22 protein-coding genes are annotated in these 21292 nt (G+C 35.9%); 12 read left to right on the top strand and 10 right to left on the bottom strand.

Annotated features, from left to right (window positions below; translation table 11 throughout):
* Positions 1-37 precede the first annotated feature (37 nt).
* Positions 38-1615 (bottom strand): peptide chain release factor 3, encoded by a 1578-nt coding sequence (locus tag BTM29_RS06545; protein ID WP_076614971.1) that lies wholly within the window; start codon positions 1613-1615, stop codon positions 38-40.
* Positions 1616-1674: 59 nt separating this feature from the next.
* Positions 1675-3039 carry a hemolysin family protein gene (locus BTM29_RS06540; protein ID WP_225972183.1) on the bottom strand — a complete coding sequence of 455 codons (1365 nt, stop codon included), beginning with the start codon at positions 3037-3039 and terminating at the stop codon, positions 1675-1677.
* A gap of 125 nt (positions 3040-3164) precedes the next feature.
* On the opposite strand from BTM29_RS06540, the gene BTM29_RS06535 reads away from it, so the two are divergent.
* The 6 genes from BTM29_RS06535 to BTM29_RS06510 all read left to right on the top strand — a co-directional run bounded on the left by BTM29_RS06535 (position 3165) and on the right by BTM29_RS06510 (position 7959).
* Positions 3165-3629: a hypothetical protein gene (locus BTM29_RS06535; RefSeq protein ID WP_076614962.1), complete on the top strand. Its 465-nt coding sequence runs from the start codon at positions 3165-3167 to the stop codon at positions 3627-3629.
* Positions 3630-3877: 248 nt separating this feature from the next.
* Positions 3878-4675, top strand: coding sequence for a homoserine O-acetyltransferase/O-succinyltransferase family protein (locus BTM29_RS06530; protein WP_076614957.1), 798 nt, complete (start codon positions 3878-3880; stop codon positions 4673-4675).
* A gap of 12 nt (positions 4676-4687) precedes the next feature.
* The gene (cysK, locus tag BTM29_RS06525; RefSeq protein WP_076614954.1) at positions 4688-5611 is read left to right on the top strand and encodes a cysteine synthase A; all 924 of its coding nucleotides are present in this window, start codon (positions 4688-4690) and stop codon (positions 5609-5611) included.
* A 77-nt stretch (positions 5612-5688) separates the two neighbouring features.
* Positions 5689-6474, top strand: a complete 786-nt coding sequence (locus tag BTM29_RS06520; RefSeq protein WP_076614951.1) for a transporter substrate-binding domain-containing protein — start codon at positions 5689-5691, stop codon at positions 6472-6474.
* 28 nt (positions 6475-6502) lie between these two features.
* Positions 6503-7198, top strand: a complete 696-nt coding sequence (locus BTM29_RS06515) for an amino acid ABC transporter permease (protein WP_076614948.1) — start codon at positions 6503-6505, stop codon at positions 7196-7198.
* The gene (locus BTM29_RS06510) at positions 7198-7959 is read left to right on the top strand and encodes an amino acid ABC transporter ATP-binding protein (protein WP_076614945.1); all 762 of its coding nucleotides are present in this window, start codon (positions 7198-7200) and stop codon (positions 7957-7959) included. The genes BTM29_RS06515 and BTM29_RS06510 overlap by 1 nt, the downstream gene beginning before the upstream one ends.
* 90 nt (positions 7960-8049) lie before the next feature.
* Here the strand turns inward: BTM29_RS06510 and ntdP are convergent, their stop codons facing one another.
* Both ntdP and recX read right to left on the bottom strand, forming a co-directional pair.
* Positions 8050-8583, bottom strand: a complete 534-nt coding sequence (gene ntdP / locus BTM29_RS06505) for a nucleoside tri-diphosphate phosphatase (RefSeq protein ID WP_076614941.1) — start codon at positions 8581-8583, stop codon at positions 8050-8052.
* An 84-nt stretch (positions 8584-8667) separates the two neighbouring features.
* Positions 8668-9435 (bottom strand): recombination regulator RecX, encoded by a 768-nt coding sequence (gene recX, locus BTM29_RS06500; RefSeq protein ID WP_076614938.1) that lies wholly within the window; start codon positions 9433-9435, stop codon positions 8668-8670.
* A 65-nt stretch (positions 9436-9500) separates the two neighbouring features.
* On the opposite strand from recX, the gene rlmD reads away from it, so the two are divergent.
* Positions 9501-10880, top strand: a complete 1380-nt coding sequence (gene rlmD / locus BTM29_RS06495) for a 23S rRNA (uracil(1939)-C(5))-methyltransferase RlmD (protein WP_076614935.1) — start codon at positions 9501-9503, stop codon at positions 10878-10880.
* A 53-nt stretch (positions 10881-10933) separates the two neighbouring features.
* Here rlmD and BTM29_RS06490 read toward each other — a convergent pair whose 3' ends face one another.
* Together BTM29_RS06490 and BTM29_RS06485 are read right to left on the bottom strand one after the other, a co-directional pair.
* On the bottom strand, positions 10934-12082 hold the full coding sequence (locus tag BTM29_RS06490; protein ID WP_076614931.1) for a low temperature requirement protein A: 1149 nt from the start codon (positions 12080-12082) through the stop codon (positions 10934-10936).
* Positions 12083-12169: 87 nt separating this feature from the next.
* Positions 12170-13039, bottom strand: coding sequence for a LysR family transcriptional regulator (locus BTM29_RS06485; protein ID WP_076614927.1), 870 nt, complete (start codon positions 13037-13039; stop codon positions 12170-12172).
* Positions 13040-13172: 133 nt separating this feature from the next.
* Here BTM29_RS06485 and BTM29_RS06480 point away from each other — a divergent pair, with 133 nt between their 5' ends.
* The 4 genes from BTM29_RS06480 to BTM29_RS06465 all read left to right on the top strand — a co-directional run bounded on the left by BTM29_RS06480 (position 13173) and on the right by BTM29_RS06465 (position 16803).
* The gene (locus BTM29_RS06480; protein WP_076614924.1) at positions 13173-14108 is read left to right on the top strand and encodes an aldo/keto reductase; all 936 of its coding nucleotides are present in this window, start codon (positions 13173-13175) and stop codon (positions 14106-14108) included.
* A 69-nt stretch (positions 14109-14177) separates the two neighbouring features.
* On the top strand, positions 14178-14819 hold the full coding sequence (locus tag BTM29_RS06475; protein WP_076614919.1) for an SDR family oxidoreductase: 642 nt from the start codon (positions 14178-14180) through the stop codon (positions 14817-14819).
* 3 nt (positions 14820-14822) lie between these two features.
* Positions 14823-15728, top strand: a complete 906-nt coding sequence (locus BTM29_RS06470; protein WP_076614915.1) for an amidohydrolase family protein — start codon at positions 14823-14825, stop codon at positions 15726-15728.
* A 64-nt stretch (positions 15729-15792) separates the two neighbouring features.
* The gene (locus tag BTM29_RS06465; protein WP_076614912.1) at positions 15793-16803 is read left to right on the top strand and encodes an aldo/keto reductase; all 1011 of its coding nucleotides are present in this window, start codon (positions 15793-15795) and stop codon (positions 16801-16803) included.
* Between the two features lie 252 nt (positions 16804-17055).
* Here BTM29_RS06465 and BTM29_RS06460 read toward each other — a convergent pair whose 3' ends face one another.
* Positions 17056-17577, bottom strand: a complete 522-nt coding sequence (locus tag BTM29_RS06460; protein WP_076614907.1) for a GNAT family N-acetyltransferase — start codon at positions 17575-17577, stop codon at positions 17056-17058.
* Positions 17578-17729: 152 nt separating this feature from the next.
* Between BTM29_RS06460 and BTM29_RS06455 the strand changes: the two genes are divergently transcribed.
* A complete protein-coding gene (locus tag BTM29_RS06455) occupies positions 17730-19106 on the top strand; it encodes a DHA2 family efflux MFS transporter permease subunit (RefSeq protein ID WP_076614903.1) in 1377 nt (458 codons plus the stop codon).
* 43 nt (positions 19107-19149) lie between these two features.
* On the opposite strand, the gene BTM29_RS06450 is transcribed toward BTM29_RS06455, so the two are convergent.
* From BTM29_RS06450 to BTM29_RS06440, 3 genes are read right to left on the bottom strand one after another with little or no spacing between them, the layout of a single operon-like run.
* The gene (locus BTM29_RS06450; RefSeq protein ID WP_076614900.1) at positions 19150-19542 is read right to left on the bottom strand and encodes a MerR family transcriptional regulator; all 393 of its coding nucleotides are present in this window, start codon (positions 19540-19542) and stop codon (positions 19150-19152) included.
* Between the two features lie 23 nt (positions 19543-19565).
* A complete protein-coding gene (locus tag BTM29_RS06445; RefSeq protein ID WP_076614896.1) occupies positions 19566-20498 on the bottom strand; it encodes an alpha/beta hydrolase in 933 nt (310 codons plus the stop codon).
* 22 nt (positions 20499-20520) lie between these two features.
* Positions 20521-21150 carry an NAD(P)-dependent oxidoreductase gene (locus BTM29_RS06440; RefSeq protein WP_076614893.1) on the bottom strand — a complete coding sequence of 210 codons (630 nt, stop codon included), beginning with the start codon at positions 21148-21150 and terminating at the stop codon, positions 20521-20523.
* Positions 21151-21292: the final 142 nt, after the last annotated feature.

Below are 21292 nucleotides of genomic sequence, written 5' to 3'. Positions count from 1 at the left end.
ATGCTCGGAAATTCCCGTGTTTTGTATCGCTCTGGCTCTATAGCTTAGAGCTCAATTTAACATCTGGATACTTATTAACAAACCAATTTTCGGCGAATCTATTCTCAAACAAGAACAATGGTTGGTCTTCCATATCCTTAACTAACATATTTCTTGTTGAGGACATTGCTGGATCTAATTGTTCTGGGTCGATCCATCTTGCTGTTCTTGATCCGATTGGATTCATTACTACGTCACAGTTATATTCGTTCTTCATACGGAATTGGAAAACTTCAAATTGAAGTTGACCAACTGCACCTAATATGTAGTCATTTGTTGTATATGTTCTATACAATTGAACGGCTCCTTCTTGGACTAGTTGTTGCATTCCTTTGTGGAATGACTTTTGTTTCATGACATTTTTAGCTTGAACTTGCATGAACATTTCAGGTGTAAATTGTGGTAAGTCTTCAAACTGTACTTCCTTCTTACCTGTATATATAGTATCGCCAATTTGGAAATTACCGGTATCATACAAACCAACAATATCACCGGCAACGGCTGATTTAACTTGTTCTCTTTGGTCGGACATGAATTCAGTCGCATTATTCAAACGCATGACTTTCCCAGTTCTTTGAAGGGTGACGTCTATCCCCTTTTCAAATTCGCCGGAACAAATTCTAACAAAAGCAATTCTATCACGATGATTTGGATTCATATTAGCTTGAATCTTGAATACAAAAGCTGAGAATTCTGTATCATCAGGTTTTACGATATCGTCACTATTTTGCATTTTATGTTCGCCAGGAGCTGGTGCCATATCAAGGAATGAATCCAAGAATGTTTGTACTCCAAAGTTAGTTAAAGCTGAACCAAAGAACACAGGTGTTTGGTTACCAGCTTGAATCTTTTTGATGTCAAAAGTATTACCTGCTTCTTTTATCAAATCTACTTCCCCAACAGCTTGGTCGTAGACACCTTCACCTTCAAGATCATTACCAGCAGGTAATTTGTTGTTTTCATCCAATGGCAAGTATCTGTCATCGCCTTCTTTACGATACAATTCAACACGATTATTTGTAATATCATAAAGTCCCTTTAATTCCTTACCCATACCGATAGGCCAATTCATAGCACAGCCTTCAATGTTAAGTAAATCTTCCAATTCAGCAATTAAGTCAAGTGGGTCACGACCATCACGATCCAACTTATTCATGAATGTGAAGATAGGAATACCACGTTTTTTAACAACTTTAAATAACTTCTTAGTTTGTGGTTCAATACCCTTTGCGGAATCAATAACCATGACGGCAGCATCAACAGCCATCAAGGTACGATAAGTATCTTCTGAGAAATCCTCATGTCCTGGAGTATCAAGGATATTGACATCCTTGTCACGGTAATGGAATTGCATAACTGAACTAGTTACTGAGATCCCACGCTTCTTTTCAATTTCCATCCAATCACTTGTGGCAAACTGACCAGACTTCTTAGCTTTAACTGTACCAGCTGAACGAATAACTCCACCAAAATACAACATTTGTTCAGTGATGGTTGTTTTACCAGCATCCGGGTGAGAAATAATTGCAAAGGTTCGACGCTTTTTTACTTCATTATTTAATTGTTTTTGATCCATATTTAACTCCTATTTTTGTATTATCACAGTAAAAGAAGGCGATAACTTTCGCCTTCTCATTATTTATTTCTAAATGTATTAGCCATTACAGATTTCGTTTTTGAATCAGGAAGTGTTACTAATACCTTCTCAATACGAGATCCATTCATTTCATCCGAAGTAAGGATCAATCCATCTTCTAGTGTGAAAGACTTAGGATGATTCTCATCTGGAATCTCACCGATATTGGCGATCAAATATCCGGCAATGGTATCGACATCTTCTGCTTCAAGGTCTTCATTAAACAGATCATTGAAGTCTTCCAGTGAAAAACGACCAATAACTGAGTACTTATTAGAACTAAGACGACGATAATTAGTCGTAACTTCATCATACTCATCATCGATTTCACCGACAATTTCCTCGATCAAGTCTTCAATTGTTGCAAGACCAACAATACCACCATATTCATCAACTACCATGGCGATTTGTGTTTGTGTAGAACGCATTTTAATTAGAACTGAATCAATATTAGTTGATTCTTGAACAAAGAGCGGTTCTGTCATAATTTCTTTCAAAGTAATATTTTCAAAACCAGATTCACGAGCTTTTTTGAGCAAGTTCTTGATATGAACGATACCTATAATAGTATCCTTGTCACCACCATAAACGGGGATCCTTGAAAATGGTTGACTCAAAATGGCATCAATATTCTTATCTATAGGATCATTGATATCAATCATAAAAGTATCGATTCTTGGGACCATGATCTCACGAATGGTTGTATCACCAAATCGAATGATTCCTTGAAGCATTTGATACTCGTCCGAATTAATTGTTCCACTCTGGCGAGACTTTTGAATCGTCGCCATCATTTCATTACGAGTGACCTTATCGTCTTTTTTACTAAAATCAATCGGTGTGATTTTCATAAGTAGATCAATTGACTTAGTCAATAACCAAACAAATGGTTTTAAAATCTTCCCAAAAATGGAAACTACCGGTTCAGTTGCACTAGCCACTTTATATGGGCTATGTAACGCTATACGCTTGGGGTAAAGCTCTCCTAATACCAATGTGAAGTATGATAGAATAATCGTTATTATAACGATAGATAATTCTCTACTACCAGGAAATTTACCAATTAATCCTTCCATAACACCAGTCAAACTTGTAGCCGCACTAGCTGATGATAGGAATCCAGCCAAAGTAATTGCTACTTGTATCGTTGATAGGAAATTATTGGGATGATTAATCGCTTGCAATATCTTAATAGCTTTGCGATTACCATCCTTTGCCTTTTCCTCAACGGAAGTTTTATTAACAGAAACAATTGCCATTTCACCTGCGGCAAAAAAAGCATTAAGGAACGTAAGCACTACTATCAAAATCAGCTGTCCAGTCAGCGTCGCTCCGGTCGGGTCATCACTCATCGAATCTTTCACTCTCTTTCATATGTAAAATTGTAAAATTAAATAGACAAAAACATTATAGCAGGTGTTATTGCTTTCAACAATAAAGGTTTTTCATGATAGAATAGTATTAATTGCACATTAGGGAGTTTTTTAAAATGTCGAATAAAAAAATCACCATTATTTATATCCTGTTTTTTATCATTCCATACATTATTTGTCTACTAGTAGTTGGTGTCTCATATAACGCCTTAGTCTTACACGCGTTGACTTGGCGTGTTTTGGTCGGTGGAATTGTTGGGTCACTTGGGATGTTTGCTGTAAAAGTAATTGCACAACGTCCAGTACTGATAATGTATCGTAGCGCCAACCGCAAATCTCTAAAAAGCTTAATAAACTTTTTTATTCTAGAGCGAAGTAAAGTCGTCATCGGACTAAATCTTGTCTTTGATTTCTTCTTGTCACTAGCAAGTATTTACATAGTAGCAAAAGTCCTCACGCTTCAACAAATAATGGGCACAACTCTAGGCTGGTTAGTATTGGTATTGATGGTTTCGTTGACATTAGCCTCTTACTTAGAATTTGAGACTTTGTCGATCTACACTGAGAAAAAGAATAAATAATTCTTGACTTATTTAAAAATTAATAATAGGCTTGAGACAACTTAATTGATGGAGGTAGTTGACATGATGAATCTTAACAATGTAAAACAAATGCAAGCATGTTGTTGTGTAGTAATGCAAAATTACTATACTTTTTCGACATGTCTAATACCACTCAATTGATAACACGTAGTGAAAACTATAATTTCAAAGAGGGCTGACATTGTCAGCCCTCTTTTTTTATATCCACTACCAGAAAGGAGTTTGTTGTGGAACACGTTAAAATTGGGATTTTGAATCTAATGCAAGAAAAGATCCCGACCAATCAAAATTTCGAACACATTCTAAAAGATGAATCAGTTGACTTAACTTTTTATTATTCAGCTACTCGCTATGTAGACCGCGTTTTAGATACACGAATCACTGAAACGATGAAACCACTGGATCTAAGTGAAATCAGTCAATTTGATGGATTCATCATAACGGGTAGCCCCGTTGAAAAATTGAATTTTGAACAAGTGACCTATATTCAAGAGATCAACGAATTACTAGACAAACTAAATCAATTGAATATCCCACAATTATATATTTGTTGGGGCGCTATGGCTGCAATGGATCACTTTTATCAAATCAAAAAAAGTATCTTGCCTCATAAGACTTTTGGTATTTATCAAAACAACATTACCAATGATACTTATTTATTACACAATGTTTCTAATGAGTTCCCTGCCCCACATGCAAGATATGCTGAGATGAATCATCAAGATATTGCAGATAATTCATCGCTAGAAATAAATGCAGTAAGTGAGAATGGTCTCTTAACTTTGGTAACATCCAAAATACGACCGCAAGTATTCATCTTCTCACATCTTGAATATCCACAAAACGGATTAGATGATGAATATAAAAGAGAATTAGCCAGTGGAAAAGTACCCAATGCATTCCCGGCTAGGAATTACTATTCACCAATAGATAAACACCCCATGTTCACATGGAAAGAAACACAGATACAATTCTTCAGTAATTGGTTGAATTGTATAAAAGATACCAAATTAATTAAATCTTAGGAGAAAAAAATTATGACAAAAATTGCCGATAACATTACTGAATTAATTGGAGATACTCCAATCGTTAAATTAAACAAGGTCGTTCCAGATGACGCCGCTGACGTATATGTAAAGTTGGAATTCTTCAATCCTGGAAGCTCTATCAAAGATAGAATTGCACTAGCAATGATCGAAGACGCTGAAAAGTCCGGCAAAATCAAACCAGGAGATACAATCGTTGAACCAACTTCTGGAAATACTGGGATCGGTCTTTCATTAGTTTCTGCTGCTAAGGGTTACCACTTGATCATCATGATGCCAGACACAATGAGTGTTGAACGTCGTAAGCTTATGCAAGGTTACGGTACAAAACTTGTATTAACACCTGGAAGTGAAGGAATGGGTGGTGCCATTAAACGTGCCAAAGATCTAGCAGAAGAAAAGGGATACTTCCTACCTATGCAATTTACTAACCCTGCTAATCCAGCTATTCATGAAAAAACAACTGGTAAGGAGATCATTGACGCTTTTGGTGATGACTCAATAGATGCCTTTGTTGCCGGTGTCGGTACTGGTGGTACCTTATCTGGTGTTAGTCATGCATTAACTAAGAAATACCCAGATATAACAATCTACGCTCTAGAAGCCGCTGAATCCCCTCTATTAAAGGAAGGTAAAACTGGCCCACACAAGATTCAAGGTATTAGTGCTGGTATGATTCCTGATACTCTTGACCAAGATTCATATTCAGATATTGTCGAAGTAACTAGTGATCAAGCTATTCAAACAGCACAAGAAGTAAGCAAGAAAGAAGGATTCCTACCTGGTATTTCATCTGGAGCCAATATATACGGAGCCATCCAAATCGCCAAAAAACTTGGTAAAGGTAAGAAAGTGGTTACAGTCGCACCAGACAACGGCGAAAGATATCTATCTACAGATTTATTTAAGTTTTAAAAGTTATATTTTTTTTATAAAACGTAAAGTTATGAGAGAATAAGAAATGTAAATTTTTTATGGGGAGAGTTTTAAATATGAAGAAACGTCTAGTTTTACTTTTAACAACTATTGCTGCATTGGTACTTATCCTTACAGGATGCTCAAGTAACAAAGATGCAACAAATACCAAGACAAAAGGTACATTAACTGTCGGACTTGAGGGTACTTATGCACCATATTCATATCGTGAAGATGGTAAGCTTAAGGGGTTTGAAGTTGATTTTGCCAGAGATATTGCTAAAGAAATGGGATTAAAGGTTAAGTTTGTTCCTACTAAGTGGGATTCACTTATTGCTGGTTTGAATTCAAACACATTTGATGTTGTCATCAATAATGTTGCTATGAACAAGTCACGTGAGAAACAATATATTTTCTCAACGCCTTACATCTATTCAAGATCAGCTTTGATCTTGAAAAAAGATAACACTGATATCAAGAATATAACCGATATTAAGGGCAAGAAAGTTGCCGCAGGTACTGGTACTGATAACTACAATAAGGCTGAAAAGTACGGTGCAGACATCGTTCCATCATCTGACTTCCAAACATCTATGTCTATGATCGATCAAGGACGTGTTGTTGCTGCTGTTAACTCTAAAGAGGCTTTCTTAACATGGAAGAAAGATCACAAGAATACTGATCTTAAGTACCAAGTTATCTCATCTAAGTACATCGCTGCATCCAAGATTGCTCCAATTTACAACAAGAAATCAACTGGTCTACGTAATGACGTCAACAAAGCTATCAAGAAGCTTTACAAAGACGGAACTATGAAGAAGCTTTCTATCAAGTACTTCGGTGAAGATATCACCAAAAAATAATATTTAACTTTCGAGGGGGTTTCGTTTCATGTGGCACATAATTATTTCATCACTGCCGGAAATGATTGGAGCTATGCTTCAATTCACCATTCCATTAGCCATAATATCATTCATATTTGGATTGATCTTAGCCGTTTTAACAGCACTGATCAAATTCATTCAACCTAGTGAAAACAAGGCATTGAAATACCCATGGCTAGTCTTGCGTGCAATAGCTAACTTCTATGTCTGGCTATTCCGTTCTACGCCTTTACTAGTCCAATTATTCATTATCTTCTTTGGACTTCCTAGTGTGGGGATTCAACTTCCAGCCTTTATCGCTGCTGTTATTGGATTCTCACTGAACACAGGTGCCTATGCATCAGAGACTATCCGTTCTGCCTTGTTATCTGTACCACAAGATCAATGGGATGCGGCATATACGTTGAACTTTACTACTCGTCAAACTTTGATGAAGATTGTTCTTCCACAAGCAGTTCGAATTGCTCTACCACCACTATCCAATTCATTTATTGGTTTAGTAAAAGATACATCATTGGCCAGTTCGATCACTATCCTAGAAATGTTCCAAGTCAGCCAACAAATAACCGCCAAAAACTACCAACCATTATTGATGTACACACTAGCAGCAGCACTATACGCTATCGTCTGCTCACTTCTAAGTTGGTTACAACACTACTTAGAACGTCGTACATCAAAATATGTTAAGGGAGGTCAAAACTAATGCTTTCAGCAAAACACATCAATAAACAATACGAAGGCAAGACCGTCTTGAATGATATCTCGGTTGACTTCCCTGATGGTAAAACAACAGTTATCTTAGGACCTTCTGGTTCAGGTAAATCGACATTGTTGAGATCTCTTGATATGTTGGTTAGACCAGAAAGTGGCACCGTTAGTTTTCCTGACCTATCAATCGACTACTCCAGGCCGATTTCCAAAAAGGATAGTTTTGACTTACGACGTAAAACAAGTATGGTGTTCCAAAACTGGAACTTGTTCCCTAACCTAACTGTAATTGACAACATTACAACTGCACCTATCACTGTTTTAAAACGTTCAAAAGAAGATGCACAGACACTTGCCAAGAGTCTCATCAAAGAAGTTGGACTAGCCGGGTTAGAGGATCGTTATCCGAGTCAACTTTCAGGTGGTCAACAACAACGTATCTCCATCTGTCGTGCACTTGCTATGAACCCTGAATATATCCTTTTGGACGAACCAACTAGTGCTCTTGATCCGGAACTTGAAACTCAAGTTCTTCGTATCCTAGAGAAGTTATGCCAACAAGGACAATCAATGGTCATCGTTACACATAATATGGAATTTGCTAGATTGGTATCTGATAAGATCGTCTTTATCGAGGATGGAAACAAGATCTACGATGGTTCCACAAAGGAATTCTTCGGTAATCCAACTCCACGTACCAAAGAATTCTTATCTGGTATCTCACTAGATGAAGAAAATGATAAAATAAATCAATAATTTAACTGCCACATACGAAAAACTCGAAAAAAACAAGCTGAGACTTCAATAGTCTCAGCTTGTTTTTTTAATGTGTATGGGCAATCCGAATTAATGGTGTGACAATTCTTCATATCTTTGCATCCATAAATCTACGTAAGATTGAGAGAAAGGACCCTTTCCCTTATCTATCCAATCAATTAAAATGTCGACATTCCGATGTAAAATTGCATCTATCTCTGGTGGATAATTCCACATCTTACTATGTGCTGCATATTCATCAACATCAAGTAGACGCTTCTCTCCATCTGGAAAGACCTTTACATCCAAATCGTAATCAATATATTTGATAGCTTCTTTATCTAAGGCAAACGGTGTCGCTAAATTGCAGTAGTAGGATACTCCGCTTTCTCGTATCATGGTAATAATATTGAACCAGTAATGTTTATGAAAATAAACCAAAGCCGGTTCTCGTGTTACCCATCGACGACCATCTGATTCAGTAACAAGAGTATTCTCATTACAGCCGATTATCTCATTCTCACTTGTCTTTAACACCATTGTTTCACGCCAAGTACGATGTAAATGACCATCATGCTTATAACTTTGGATTGCCACGTAATCTCCTTCTTTAGGAATCTGCATAAATTACCCGGCTTTCCGCTTCTTGTTCACGAAAAATTATAACAGAGCTGTGAAACAATTGAAAGATATTATGTATCGAAAAACCTACTCACCTTTCAGAACTTTTTTGATAGCATCGTATCTATATCCTTTAGTCATCAGATAATTTATTAATTTGGCAGGATTATTATACCTATGCTTTACTTTTTCCACCAATAACTGTAAATTCTCAGTTTCAGACTCATCGTCACGTTCTAGTTCTAAGTCATCAATTGCTTGGCTAATGATTTCTCCACTATATCCTTTTTGATATAGTCCTTGTTTAAGCTTAGTCATCATCTGTTGGAAGGACTTATGGCGTTGTTTTCTAACTTGCTTACCAGCAAATACAGTAGCATTCTCCAACAATTTGTCCTGATCGATCTCAGATAACTTATCTTCAATGATCGTCGCTGGGACACCTTTTTGAATCATTTTTTGTCTAATCACTTTAGGACCATTCGCAGTCGTATTCAACTGTGTATTAATGAAACTTACTGCATAAGCATTATCGTCCATATAATTTAGTTTCTGGAGACGTTCCATAACTGAAAAAACAACTGGTGAACTATATTCTTTCTTATATAAGTAATCACGCATTTCCTTTTCAGTTCGTAGTTCATAACTCAAATAATTCACTGCATCACCGTAAGCTTTATTTATGTTCTCACGTGATTTTATTTCTTTTATTTGTGCATCATCTAATTCAAGACCATTCATCAATCGATAATCAACTAATGTCGTCTCACTAACTGGGAATGAATATTCACCATCGAGGTAAACATTGTATCTTCCTTTTCGTTTTTGAGCCTGTATTTTTGTTACTTTTGCCAATATCCTCACCTCACATGTTATACTCTAGTGTAGCTTACCGCATTTTTAAAAAAAGGAAAAATCTAATGGATACTAATATAACAGAAGAACTCGAAGTGGGCGACCGTTTCCCACTTACAATCAAAAGAATCGGAATTAACGGTGAAGGAATTGGTTTCTTCAAACACGTTATCGTCTTCGTACCAAGAGCTGTACCTGAAGATGTCATCGTTTGTGAGATCACCGAAGTTCACCCTAAATTCTTAAATGGTAAAATTCATAAAATAAGAGAAGCTAGTCCTTTTCGTAATCCAGAAACTCCAGAACTTGCTAGTGAGGTTGGAGGCTTGGAATTTGCTCATATTAAATATGATGACCAACTAAGATTCAAAGCAGATATTTTGCGTGAATCAATTGAGAAATACAAACCTTATGCATATGAACACTACAATATCAAACCAACTATTCCCTCACCACAACAGGAAAAATACCGTAACAAGGCGCAATTCCCTATTCAAGAAATTGACGGTGAAATACTTTGTGGATTATACAAAGATGGCACACAACAATTGGTTGATCTAAAAGAAATGCCTACCCAGATGGATCTAACAATGACTGCAATGCGCAAAATTGTTGATATCATTAAGGAACTTGGTATTCCAGTATATAATCCTGAGGCAAAATCAGGAATTCTACGCATGATCGTAATACGTCAATCAGTAGAGTTTAACAAACTTCAAGTTACCTTCATCACTCGTTCAAAGAAGTTCTTAAAAGAACGTAAAATCATCGAAAAAATCAATGAATTAATCCCAGAAGTTAGCTCTATTTCTCAAAACATCAACACTGATGACAAAGGTAGTGTTTGGGGAGATGAGACAAGACTTGTTTGGGGTGATGAATATTTACAAGAAGATATCAATGGCTATGTCTTCAACCTTTCACCACGTGCATTCTTGCAACTCAACTCAATTCAAACTGACAAGTTATACGATATTGCCACGACCGCATTGAACCCTCAAGAACAAGATGTCTTGCTGGATGCCTACTGTGGTGTTGGTACTATCGGTATCACACTTGCCAAAAAAGTCGACCATGTTTACGGAATCGAAATAATTCCAGAAGCAATAGCTGATGCTAAGAAGAATGCTGAATTGAACAAGATCGACAACGCTGACTATTATGTAGGTTCAGTTGATGAAGTATATCCAGAATTATTAACTGACCACATCAAGCCAAATGCCATCATCGTTGATCCTCCACGTACAGGATTAGATGGTAAATTGATCGATACATTATTGCGTCATAGACCAGAGAAACTTGTCTATATCTCATGTAACCCTTCAACTTTGGCAAAGGACTTAACACGTTTAACTAATAAATATCGTGTTGATTACCTACAACCAGTTGATATGTTCCCACAAACTCCACACGTTGAAACAGTTGTGAAGTTAAGCCGTAGATAGTGCAAATAAAAAGGAATCGGATTAAAATTTCCGGTTCCTTTTTGCTTACTCTTTTATGATTTCAAAGTCCAAAGCCAAACACCTACTGTTAACATTACTAAATCGTCGACTAACAACCCAGTGAATATTGGTACAAATGACATTACTAAAATGACTAAGATCAAAATCACTATAGCTGTAGTTTCTTTATTCGACAAAGGATTGGGATTGAATAATTTGCCTCTAGTTAGTGCCAACAACGCCAATAATGAAGCTATTGTCACCACAGATAATCCTTGGAAATATATTGGTGAAAATTCATCAACGATTCTTGATATAAAGAATGATTGTAAGATTAGACATGCTATTAAGAATCTATGTATTCCTCTAAACAAAGAGATTGGAGCATATCTTTTAGCTAAAACTTGTCTTTCATCCATCATAGTATAGTAAATCATCCAGGTACCGATAATACAAATAATGGCTAGCACAAAGTGACTATAATCAACCAAATGAGTATGTTCCTCAGTCATGTGTTCGATAATTCCAGCTAATGATTCTCCTAGTACTATCATCGTAAACAAACCATATCGTTCCAAAATAGCCGAATTCAATTCAAAAGGTATCTTCCTCATCTTGAATTCCTTATCAAAGTTCCTATTCTCTATCATTACCGTACTAACAAATATCAATAAACTTATAAAAATCATTAAACGTTGTAAATTAATGTTTCCTACAAAAATACTGCCGATAAATATTATTTCACCAACGACATAATTAATCAGAAAAGGCCGTGTAGTGATTGCATGTAACGGATCAGCAATCATTGTCTTCAAATACAAGTACATGTAAATCAATTGATTGAAAGAATACGCTAAAATGAATCCCGTATAATTACCTTCAAAAAAGTCCCCCGCAAATGTGGCGGTTATTGCAATGGAGACTACTTGTAATAATGCAAAAAAAACATTACGTAGATTATTCTCACCATGAAGATCAAAGTACAACACCATATTTGTCCAAGTGTTGAAAAAAAATAAAAATAAAACCCAAAATGTCACAAAACCTACAAAATCAAAATGCTCGGTTAAGTTCTCTACAAAGCTATGAATAATGACAACATAGATTAAGTCTGAAAATAATTCTAGCCAAGAAATTTTACGATTTTGGATCGTATTGGTAATAGTTCGTGGGCTCCCCCACCAAGACTTCTTCTCATTCAAATTTAAACCAGCTCCCCAATAATTTTGACCTTAATTAACTTATTAATTATACAAAATGAAATCTAAAAAGAAAGCATAACCAGTTCTTTACTGTAAACAATTTTTTAGATATTCCACAAAGGCTGTAGTAGTTCTAGAGAAAACCTGTCCTGAATGCCATGCAACAACAGAATTCAAAATAGGTGCATCCCTCAAAGGAACAAATACTAGATTCTGATAATTAACATCTAGTTTAAGACACACCATTGCTCCCAAGCCATTTTGAACTAATTTAACACTGTTATAAATCAAGTTGTAATTTGAGATTATCTTCAATTTCTTTTGATAGTTTCCAAACCAATTCATTAATTCATGATTAACGGCTGCCCTAGTTGACATGATAAGAGAAACATCTTGTAGGTCCTTTGGTTCAATAAATGATTTTTGGGCCAATTTTGAATCATTTCTTACCAGTAATCCGAAAGTCTCATTCACATTCATTCTCAAGAAATCGTATTTTTCTATATTTATCGGTTCTAAAAATAACGCGATATCAATCATTCCTTGGTCCATTCGATTCTTGATGTCTTCACTATTACCACTGAACACATTAAATGTTACCTCTGGGTATTTATTCTCAAATCCAACAATGATCTTGGATAATGTATCAACACTCTTCAATTCTCCAGATCCAATAGTAATCTCTCCACTAAGATCCAGATCTTTATGTGAAACCTCATTAACAGTCTTGTCCGTCAATGAAACTATTTCTTGGGCACGTCTTTTCAACAGCATCCCTTCATTTGTCAAAACCATCTTACGCTTTTCTTTTTCAAAAAGTTTCACACCCAGTTCTTCTTCCAATTGTTGTAATTGTCTGGACAAGGTTGGTTGAGTTACATTCAAAGATATCGCAGCTTTAGTAATATTCTCTTCTCTAGCAATGGCCAAGAAATAATTCAATACTCTAATCTCCATAAATATCTCCTTTATTGATCTAATTATTACTTTTAGGCATTTCAAACTATTTATTATAAGTATTGTACATCATAAATCCATTGATCTAATATGGACTTACTGAACATTTAAACTGAAAGAAGGAACTTTTAATATGACTGAACAAAATTTACCATCAGTAGCACTTGGAACTTGGGCTTGGGGCTCTGAGGAAGTCTTTGGTGATCCACTTACTACTAAAGACCTAAAACCAGTTGTTGATTCGGCTATGAGTGCTGGACTTAACCTATGGGATACTGCTGCAGTCTATGGAATGGGTGCCTCTGAAACATTCGTTGGTGATTTGTTAAAGTACTATAAACGAGAAGATTACCTACTATCAACTAAATTCACACCACAAATTGCTGATGACAGTGAAAACGCCATGGCAAATATGCTCGAAGGAAGTCTCAAGAGATTACATACAGACTATGTTGACATTTATTGGATTCATAATCCTGCTGACGTAGAAAAATGGACTCCTCAACTAATTCCCTTAGTTAAAAGTGGCAAGATCAAACGCGTTGGTGTTTCAAACCATAATTTGGACGAAATAAAGCTAGCAAATAGTATTCTTCAAAAAGAAGGAATCAGTATTTCAGCTATCCAAAATCACTACAGTTTACTATATCGTTCATCTGAAAAGGCCGGAATTATCGATTACTGTAATGAAAATAATATCGATTTCTTCTCATACATGGTATTGGAACAAGGTGCCTTGAGTGGTAAATACAATACTAACAATCCCCTACCAGCAGGTAGCTCTAGAGCATCCAAATATAACAAGATGTTACCAGAACTAGAAGCTCTGACAAATGAATTGAGTGAAATCGGTAAGAAATATGATGCATCCGCCGCACAAATAGCACAAAGTTGGGCCATCAACAAAAATACCCTACCAATCATCGGTGTAACTAAAGAAAAATATATTGGTGAAACTAAACAAGCTATAACTATCAAGTTAACATCAGCAGAAATTGAAAAATTAGAGACACTTGCAGATCAAGCAAACGTTGAAACTAAAGGTTCTTGGGAAAAACCTATGAATTAATCACATTTAATAGTTGCCTTAAAGTAAACTTCAAGGTATATGATTTAATCATCGAAAGGAGGAATATATATGACAAAAGTTCTAATCGTTGGCGCACATGGTCAGACAGCAAGGATTGTTACTGACAGATTGCTCAACGAAACTGACGATCAACTAGTTTTGTTCTTGCGAAACAGTAGTCGCTTGAATCAATATGAAACAAATGACCGTGTAGAATTGGTTGATGGTGATATTCTTGATACAGATTCTTTGGCTAAAACAATGGATGGTGTCGATATAGTTTATTCAAACGTCGGTGGACCTAACTTAGCAGACCAAGCAACTAGCCTTCTCAACGCTATGAAACAAGCTGGTAAAAAGCGTTTGATTTTTATCAGTTCACTTGGTGCCTATCATGAAGTCCCCGGTAAATTTGGAGAATGGAACGAACAAGCCATTGCCGATTATTTGCCCGGATTTAGAAAATCAGCACAATTGATCGAAGCCTCAAACACAGATTACACAATGATTCGTCCTGCTTGGATGAGTAACAAAGATGAAATCAACTATGAAACAACACAAAAAACTGAACCATTCAAGGGTACTGAGGTCTCACGAAAAAGTATCGCAGATTTTGTGATCAAATTATTGAACGATCCTACTAAACACATTGGTGAAAGTGTAGGATTAAACAAACCAAATACTGACGGTGACAAACCAGAATGGATTTAACTTATGACAAAAATTGATGTATTCGCTCATGTATTACCTAGTAATTTTTACACTCAAATGAAACAAATCGATAATAATTTATTAGCCAAGAATCCTTATTTGCAAAATGATGTATTAACTGATATTGAAAAGAGAAAAACTGGTTTGGCATCTGATGTCGTGCAAGTTATTTCCAATGTTAATTTGAACCCTGAAGACTATGTTGATATTAAGACTTCAGTGAAACTATGCAATCTTGCAAATGAAGAACTGATAAACATGGTAAAAGATAATGATATTTTCGTGTCTGCGGTAGCGATGTTGCCCATGAACTCAGTATCTGGTGCTATAAAGATCATTGATGAACAAATCACAAAAAATGACGAGTTAATTGGAGTTCAATTATTTACTAGAGCTCTAAATAAGCCGATTACTTCTGATGAATACGAACCAATTTTTGCTAAATTAAATGAACTGAATATTCCTATCTGGTTACATCCAGTCTTTGATGAATCTCGTAGTGACAACAATATTACGTTCAGCTGGGAATATGAATTGACGCAAGCAATGTATAACTTGGTCAAAAAAGGATACTTCCAAAAGTATCCCAATCTGAAAATTTTAGTACACCACGCTGGTGCCATGATCCCCTTCTTCTCACAACGTATCAAATATACAATGTCCGATACTGAATATAATGACTTCAAGAAATTCTACGTTGATACTGCACTTTTGGGAAACCCTAAGGCACTCGAGTTAACTGTAGACTTTTTCAAAGCTAGCCACGTATTGTTTGGGACAGATGCCCCATTTGGTATTCCACCTTTTGGAGCAACCAATCAAATTGTCTCTGCAATAGATGATTTAGATCTTTCTGTAGATCAAAAGAACTTGATTTATTCAGAGAATCTTAAAAATATGCTAAATTAAAAAGTCTCAATACGCTTGATTACCTCAGGTTTGTTGAGACTTTTTATAAGGAAGGATACACTTTATGAAATATACAAAGTTTGGTAACACAGGATTAGATGTTTCAAGAATTGCCTTAGGAACTATGGGATTTGGTAATGCCTCAACTGGCATGTTCCCTTGGGCTATAGACGAAGAAAAGAGTACCGATGTAATAAAGACTGCCCTTGATTTGGGTATTAACTTCTTTGATACTGCCAATATCTATTCGCATGGTGACAGTGAGAAGTTTGTTGGGGATGCTTTGAAAAAGTACGCTGACAGAGATCAAATAGTTCTCGCCACTAAAGTATTCTTCACGCCTGAACAAAAGCCTAACTACGCTGGACTATCACGTAAGGCAATCATGTCTCAAATTGACCAAAGTTTGAAACGTCTTCAAACTGATTACGTTGATTTATACATCATCCATCGCTTTGACTACAATACTCCTATTGAAGAAACTATGGAGGCTTTGCATGATGTTGTTAAGTCTGGTAAAGCTAGATATATCGGTGCCTCTGCTATGTTTGCTTGGCAATTTGCTGAGGCACAAGCAGTAGCCAAAGAACATAATTGGACTGAATTTGTCTCTATGCAAAATCATCTCAATTTGTTGTATAGAGAAGAAGAACGTGAAATGATGCCACTTTGCGAAGAGAAGAATATAGCTGTGACACCTTATAGTCCACTAGCTTCTGGTAGATTGGCAAGAGATTGGTCATCAACTACTAAGAGATATGAAACAGACAAAGTTGCACGTTCTAAATATGATTCTACTGAAGAACAGGATGAACCAATCGTTCAAAGAGTTGGTGAGATTGCTGATAAATATGGTGTAAAACGTGCTCAAGTTGCTTTGGCATGGTTATTGCAAAAGCCTCAAGTCGCTGCCCCAATCGTTGGAGCTACTAAAAAGTCTCATCTTATTGACGCTGTTGATGCTTTGGATATAACTTTGAGCAAGGACGATGTTGATTTCCTTGAAGAACCTTATTTGCCACATAAGTTGGTTGGTGCATTTACCAAGGCTGATGCCAATGATTATAGTCGTTAGAGTTTAAATTACTTGTTTGCTTCGCAAACGCGTCACAACACACAATTTCTTCCGCTTAACTTAAAAGAAGCTGGTATTTGCATTCGCAAATTTGTATGATTGCATAACCTGCTTGATTGTTTCTTGTTTGCTTCGCAAACGCGCCACAACACACAATTTCTTCCGCTTAACTTAAAAGAAGCTGGTATTTGCATTCGCAAATATCAGCTTCTTTTAGGTTAATGCTCGGAAATTCCCGTGTGTTGTGACGCTCTAAATATTGAGTTCATAAGCCAGTCGTCTATCATCTTCTTTTTCACCGACATAAATAATGCCCCGATACTTAAATCCAAACTTCTCTGATACGTGTTGCATTCCTTTATTCATTGCATGTGTATCTATACGGAAGTTTCTAAATCCTAATCCGTACGCAATCGTAAACATGTTTGAAATCAAAAAGTCACTTAGATGCTTACCTCGATATCCATCCCCTATAGCAACTCGATGCAATGTGGCGTATTTATCTGTGGTATTATTCCAGCTACCATCTTGGATAACTTCGTAGTGTGGGTCGTTTGTTTGCATTAAACATGTGTAACCGACCAAATCACCGTTAACTATCAAGACGTATCCACGTCCTAGTTGCAGATCTTCTTCAAGAACTGATCGGCTGGGTTCACCATCTTGCCATTGTGGACTTCCTGATTTCTTGATGAGGTTCTTAGCATCATTAATAACTTTGATAATTTGTTCTAAATCATCATTTTGTGCTTTTCTTACAAAAACATTAAACATGCGCTTCACTCCCTATAGATATGATTCAATATTTCTAATAATAATCTAACTTTTAACAATGTCAATTCTAGATTAATTTGACAAACCACTTCATTAACCTGATGATAAGAAAAGTCGTGTTTTTAACTTATTTTAAGGAAGTGTAAGTTTTTATGAACAAAAGAACCAAATTATCCCTTGCTATTATTACCATCGGAAGCTTTTTCGGAGTATTGAGTTCAACTTTGATGAGTACTGCTTTACCATCAATTATGAAGACATTCTCCATCACCACATCGATGGGTCAATGGCTGACTAATGGTTATATCTTGGTCAATGCACTGATGATTCCTACCAGTGCCTATTTATTGAAGAAATTCTCATTCAAAAAACTTTATCTATTCTTCTCAACTATATTCTTACTAGGAACAATCTTCGGTGCATTATCACAACAATATGTCTTCTTAATTACCGGAAGAATGATTCAAGCCATTGGCGCTGGTGTCATGATGCCGTTGGTCAATGTTTCAGCGATGAATTCAGCCACTCGGCATAATCAAGGTAAGATTATGGGGATAATTGGATTAGCGTTCAACTTTGCTCCGGTAATCGGCCCAACTATGTCAGGTTTTGTATTGTCAGTCCTATCTTGGCGTTATTTGTTCATTTTAGTAATACCTTTTACAGCAATAAATATTATCTTATCAATTATTTTCCTTACAAACGATCATCAAGAAACCAAATTGAAATTCAATACTAAGGGCTTAATTCTCTCAAGTTTGGGATTATTGTTCCTATTATATGGACTCTCAAATATTGGAACAACTGACTTTCTTACCTTTAATATTGGTGGTGCCACATTGATTGGGATTGTAATCTTAGTATTGTTCGTGCTTACTCAGCGACACGATGAATCCCCATTCATTAATTTTAAGATTTTTAACTACAAGCAATACAATATTGCAGTGATAATAAATATGATTCTAATGGTGACGATGTATAGTAACTCGATCATCATCCCTATCTTGGTCCAAAATGTCATGCACTACAGTGCCCTACAATCTGGTCTGGTTGTATTGCCCGGAGCCACTTTCACAGCAATAATGTCCCCGATAAGTGGACGATTATATGACAGATTCGGCGTCAAACGCTTAGTTATCTCAGGACTCATCATCGATTGCATCGGTACAGGATTACAATCATTCACAACCTTATCCACGCCTATCCTGATAGTGACATTAGGTCAAACTATCCGACAAATGGGCTTGTGCCAAGTTTTGATTCCGATCCAAACTCAAGCACTTGCATCTATTCCTAACAAAATCCTACCAGATGGCGTTGCGACATATAATACTTTGAGACAAGTGGCAGCTTCTTTTGGTACTGCCTTACTAGTCGGGATAATCAGTATGTCCACTCGTGCAAATCCAGGTAATTACTTAGCTAGTGAATTAGCTGGTATCAAAATTGGTTTTGTCGTGTCTCTTTTGATGATTGTAGTCTGTCTAGTAATGACTCATTGGTTAGTTTCTAGAAATGCTGTTGAATAAAAATAAAGGGCTCTAATATTCACAAAGTGAATGTTAAAGTCCTTTATTTTATATTACTTTTATTCTTAAGTTCACGTTCAACGGGTAATATCATTTTTTCATAATTTTTAATTTTATTATCAGCCAATTCAAGTGCAGATTCAAACTCTTTGATTTGATCAATCAAATGCTGACGTTGATCAATTATAATATTCTTACGTTCGTTAATGGTACTATCACCTATTAAGAATAATTCATTATATTTCTTGATATTCTCAATTGGAACTCCAATCACTCTCAGACACTTAACATATTGTATCCATTCAACATTCGTCTCATCATAATCACGATATCCAGACTTTGTCCTACTGCTTGGACTGACTAGTCCAACTTTTTCCCAATAACGAATCGTTTCTGGTCGAATATCTAATCTATCTGAAATTTCTTTAATCTGCATCTTATCACCTCAAGTTAGCTTAATTATAAACTATCATTGAAGAAATCAACAATTTTAACAAATGGAATTTTTTCCATATTATCATAAAGTGTTGAATGCCATGCATCAGGAATAAGCATCAATTCCTTTGGCTCTTTAGCTTTTTTGTATGCAACTTCGCTAGCTGGTCTAGAGAATGCATTTTCACCTGCTATCAACAATAGTGGACGTGGAGATATTTCATCCATATAGTTCATAATTGGTGTGCTCATAAATGATAATGGCATTGTTGCATTCCAACGACCATTTGAAAGGATAGAATTTTCATGGAAACCACGTTTTGTACGATAAAATTCGAATGTTTCCTTTGTATCCATATCTGCATTTTCTGGTAATTTACTTGGTAATTGATCAAACATTGCTGCAGGACTTCCATTATCAACATCCACCCAGCGTTGTTTACCAATATTATTCAACATTTCTGTACGTTGCTCTAGTGGTTGAGCTGCAAATCCGGCTGAAGCATCATACATCGAAACGGTTGCAACTGCTTTAACACGTTTGTCAATGGCTACTGCATTCAAAGCTAGTGAACCCCATCCACATATACCAATAACCCCGATGCTATCACGATCAACATTCTTTTGCATACCGATTCCATCTACAGCTGCCATGAAATCTTCAGTATTAATATCTGGAGCAGCAACATTTCTTGGAGTACCACCACTTTCACCAGTATATGAACCGTCAAAGGCTAATGCCGCAAAGCCATTTTTTGCCATTTCATTTGCATAACGTCCTGAAGCTTGCTCTTTAACAGCTCCAAAAGGACCACCAATAACTAGACCACTAAGCTTTTTATCACCAATATTTTTTGGTAGGTAGAAATCTGCAGCAATTTCAATACCAAATCGGTTATTAAATCTAACCTCTCTTCTTTCTACATTCTCATCTAAATCAAAAGTGAAATTTCTCATTTATAAATACTCCTTAAATATTTTATTTTTTAGTAGAACCAACTATATTAACCGATTTTTTACCTAATTCATTTTGTGATAATTGTGTAATCATAAAATCAGCCAAATCCAATCGGCTTAACTTTGAATTAACAGTACTTTTTATATCAACTCCATAACGATAGTCAGTCTTCTCATCATAAGTTAGCCATGGTGGTTGAACATTTAACCAATCTAATCCATTTGTATTTCTTATTATTTCTACTTGTTGTGACATTACTTTTAAAACTGCTGAAAAAGTTACTTTCATTGCATTAAACATAACTTGTTGGCTTAATGGTAATTCTTTTCGTAATTTTTTATCTGAACCAAATCCAGTTATCATTTCTACTTTCTTAGGACCATAAGTTTCTAACGTATGTAAAATATTCTTGGTTGGCTCTAAAATATTACTACCACCGAGTGCAATGATGACTGCATCACTACCTACTAAAGCCTTTTTAATACTTTCAGTGTCTCCATAGTCAACTACTATACTTTTAACACCATCAGTAGTATCATTTTGTGGTTTTCGGCTTGCACTTATTATCGTATGTCCAAGATCTAGTGCTTTATCTATCAAAAATGGACCAATGCTTCCTGTAGCTCCAAAAATTGTAATTTGAATGTTCATCACTCCTTTACTAATTAACTTTACTTTTTGAAGTATACAACCTTGAAGTCACTTCAAGGCAAGGGCAAAGTTTCAAAAAAATTAATTTGTAATGAAAAATGCGCCACAACACGCTATTTCTTCTGCTTAACAAAAATAATCC

Source organism: Companilactobacillus allii (genome assembly GCF_001971585.1).
GTDB classification, from domain to species: Bacteria; Bacillota; Bacilli; order Lactobacillales; family Lactobacillaceae; genus Companilactobacillus; species Companilactobacillus allii.
Note: the sequence above shows the minus strand (reverse complement) of the source record. Positions and strands in the feature narration are given on the sequence as shown.

What these genes read in the sequence shown, in the direction of transcription:
- BTM29_RS06515 (WP_076614948.1), top strand. Translation starts at nt 6,503, where the DNA reads ATGTGGCACATAATTATTTCATCACTGCCGGAAATGATTGGAGCTATG.
- rlmD (WP_076614935.1), top strand. Translation starts at nt 9,501, where the DNA reads ATGGATACTAATATAACAGAAGAACTCGAAGTGGGCGACCGTTTCCCA.
- BTM29_RS06545 (WP_076614971.1), bottom strand. Translation starts at nt 1,615, where the DNA reads ATGGATCAAAAACAATTAAATAATGAAGTAAAAAAGCGTCGAACCTTT.
- BTM29_RS06480 (WP_076614924.1), top strand. Translation starts at nt 13,173, where the DNA reads ATGACTGAACAAAATTTACCATCAGTAGCACTTGGAACTTGGGCTTGG.
- BTM29_RS06485 (WP_076614927.1), bottom strand. Translation starts at nt 13,039, where the DNA reads ATGGAGATTAGAGTATTGAATTATTTCTTGGCCATTGCTAGAGAAGAG.
- BTM29_RS06465 (WP_076614912.1), top strand. Translation starts at nt 15,793, where the DNA reads ATGAAATATACAAAGTTTGGTAACACAGGATTAGATGTTTCAAGAATT.
- BTM29_RS06450 (WP_076614900.1), bottom strand. Translation starts at nt 19,542, where the DNA reads ATGCAGATTAAAGAAATTTCAGATAGATTAGATATTCGACCAGAAACG.
- BTM29_RS06535 (WP_076614962.1), top strand. Translation starts at nt 3,165, where the DNA reads ATGTCGAATAAAAAAATCACCATTATTTATATCCTGTTTTTTATCATT.
- BTM29_RS06440 (WP_076614893.1), bottom strand. Translation starts at nt 21,150, where the DNA reads ATGAACATTCAAATTACAATTTTTGGAGCTACAGGAAGCATTGGTCCA.
- BTM29_RS06455 (WP_076614903.1), top strand. Translation starts at nt 17,730, where the DNA reads ATGAACAAAAGAACCAAATTATCCCTTGCTATTATTACCATCGGAAGC.
- BTM29_RS06520 (WP_076614951.1), top strand. Translation starts at nt 5,689, where the DNA reads ATGAAGAAACGTCTAGTTTTACTTTTAACAACTATTGCTGCATTGGTA.
- cysK (WP_076614954.1), top strand. Translation starts at nt 4,688, where the DNA reads ATGACAAAAATTGCCGATAACATTACTGAATTAATTGGAGATACTCCA.
- BTM29_RS06460 (WP_076614907.1), bottom strand. Translation starts at nt 17,577, where the DNA reads ATGTTTAATGTTTTTGTAAGAAAAGCACAAAATGATGATTTAGAACAA.
- ntdP (WP_076614941.1), bottom strand. Translation starts at nt 8,583, where the DNA reads ATGCAGATTCCTAAAGAAGGAGATTACGTGGCAATCCAAAGTTATAAG.
- BTM29_RS06475 (WP_076614919.1), top strand. Translation starts at nt 14,178, where the DNA reads ATGACAAAAGTTCTAATCGTTGGCGCACATGGTCAGACAGCAAGGATT.
- BTM29_RS06445 (WP_076614896.1), bottom strand. Translation starts at nt 20,498, where the DNA reads ATGAGAAATTTCACTTTTGATTTAGATGAGAATGTAGAAAGAAGAGAG.
- BTM29_RS06510 (WP_076614945.1), top strand. Translation starts at nt 7,198, where the DNA reads ATGCTTTCAGCAAAACACATCAATAAACAATACGAAGGCAAGACCGTC.
- BTM29_RS06470 (WP_076614915.1), top strand. Translation starts at nt 14,823, where the DNA reads ATGACAAAAATTGATGTATTCGCTCATGTATTACCTAGTAATTTTTAC.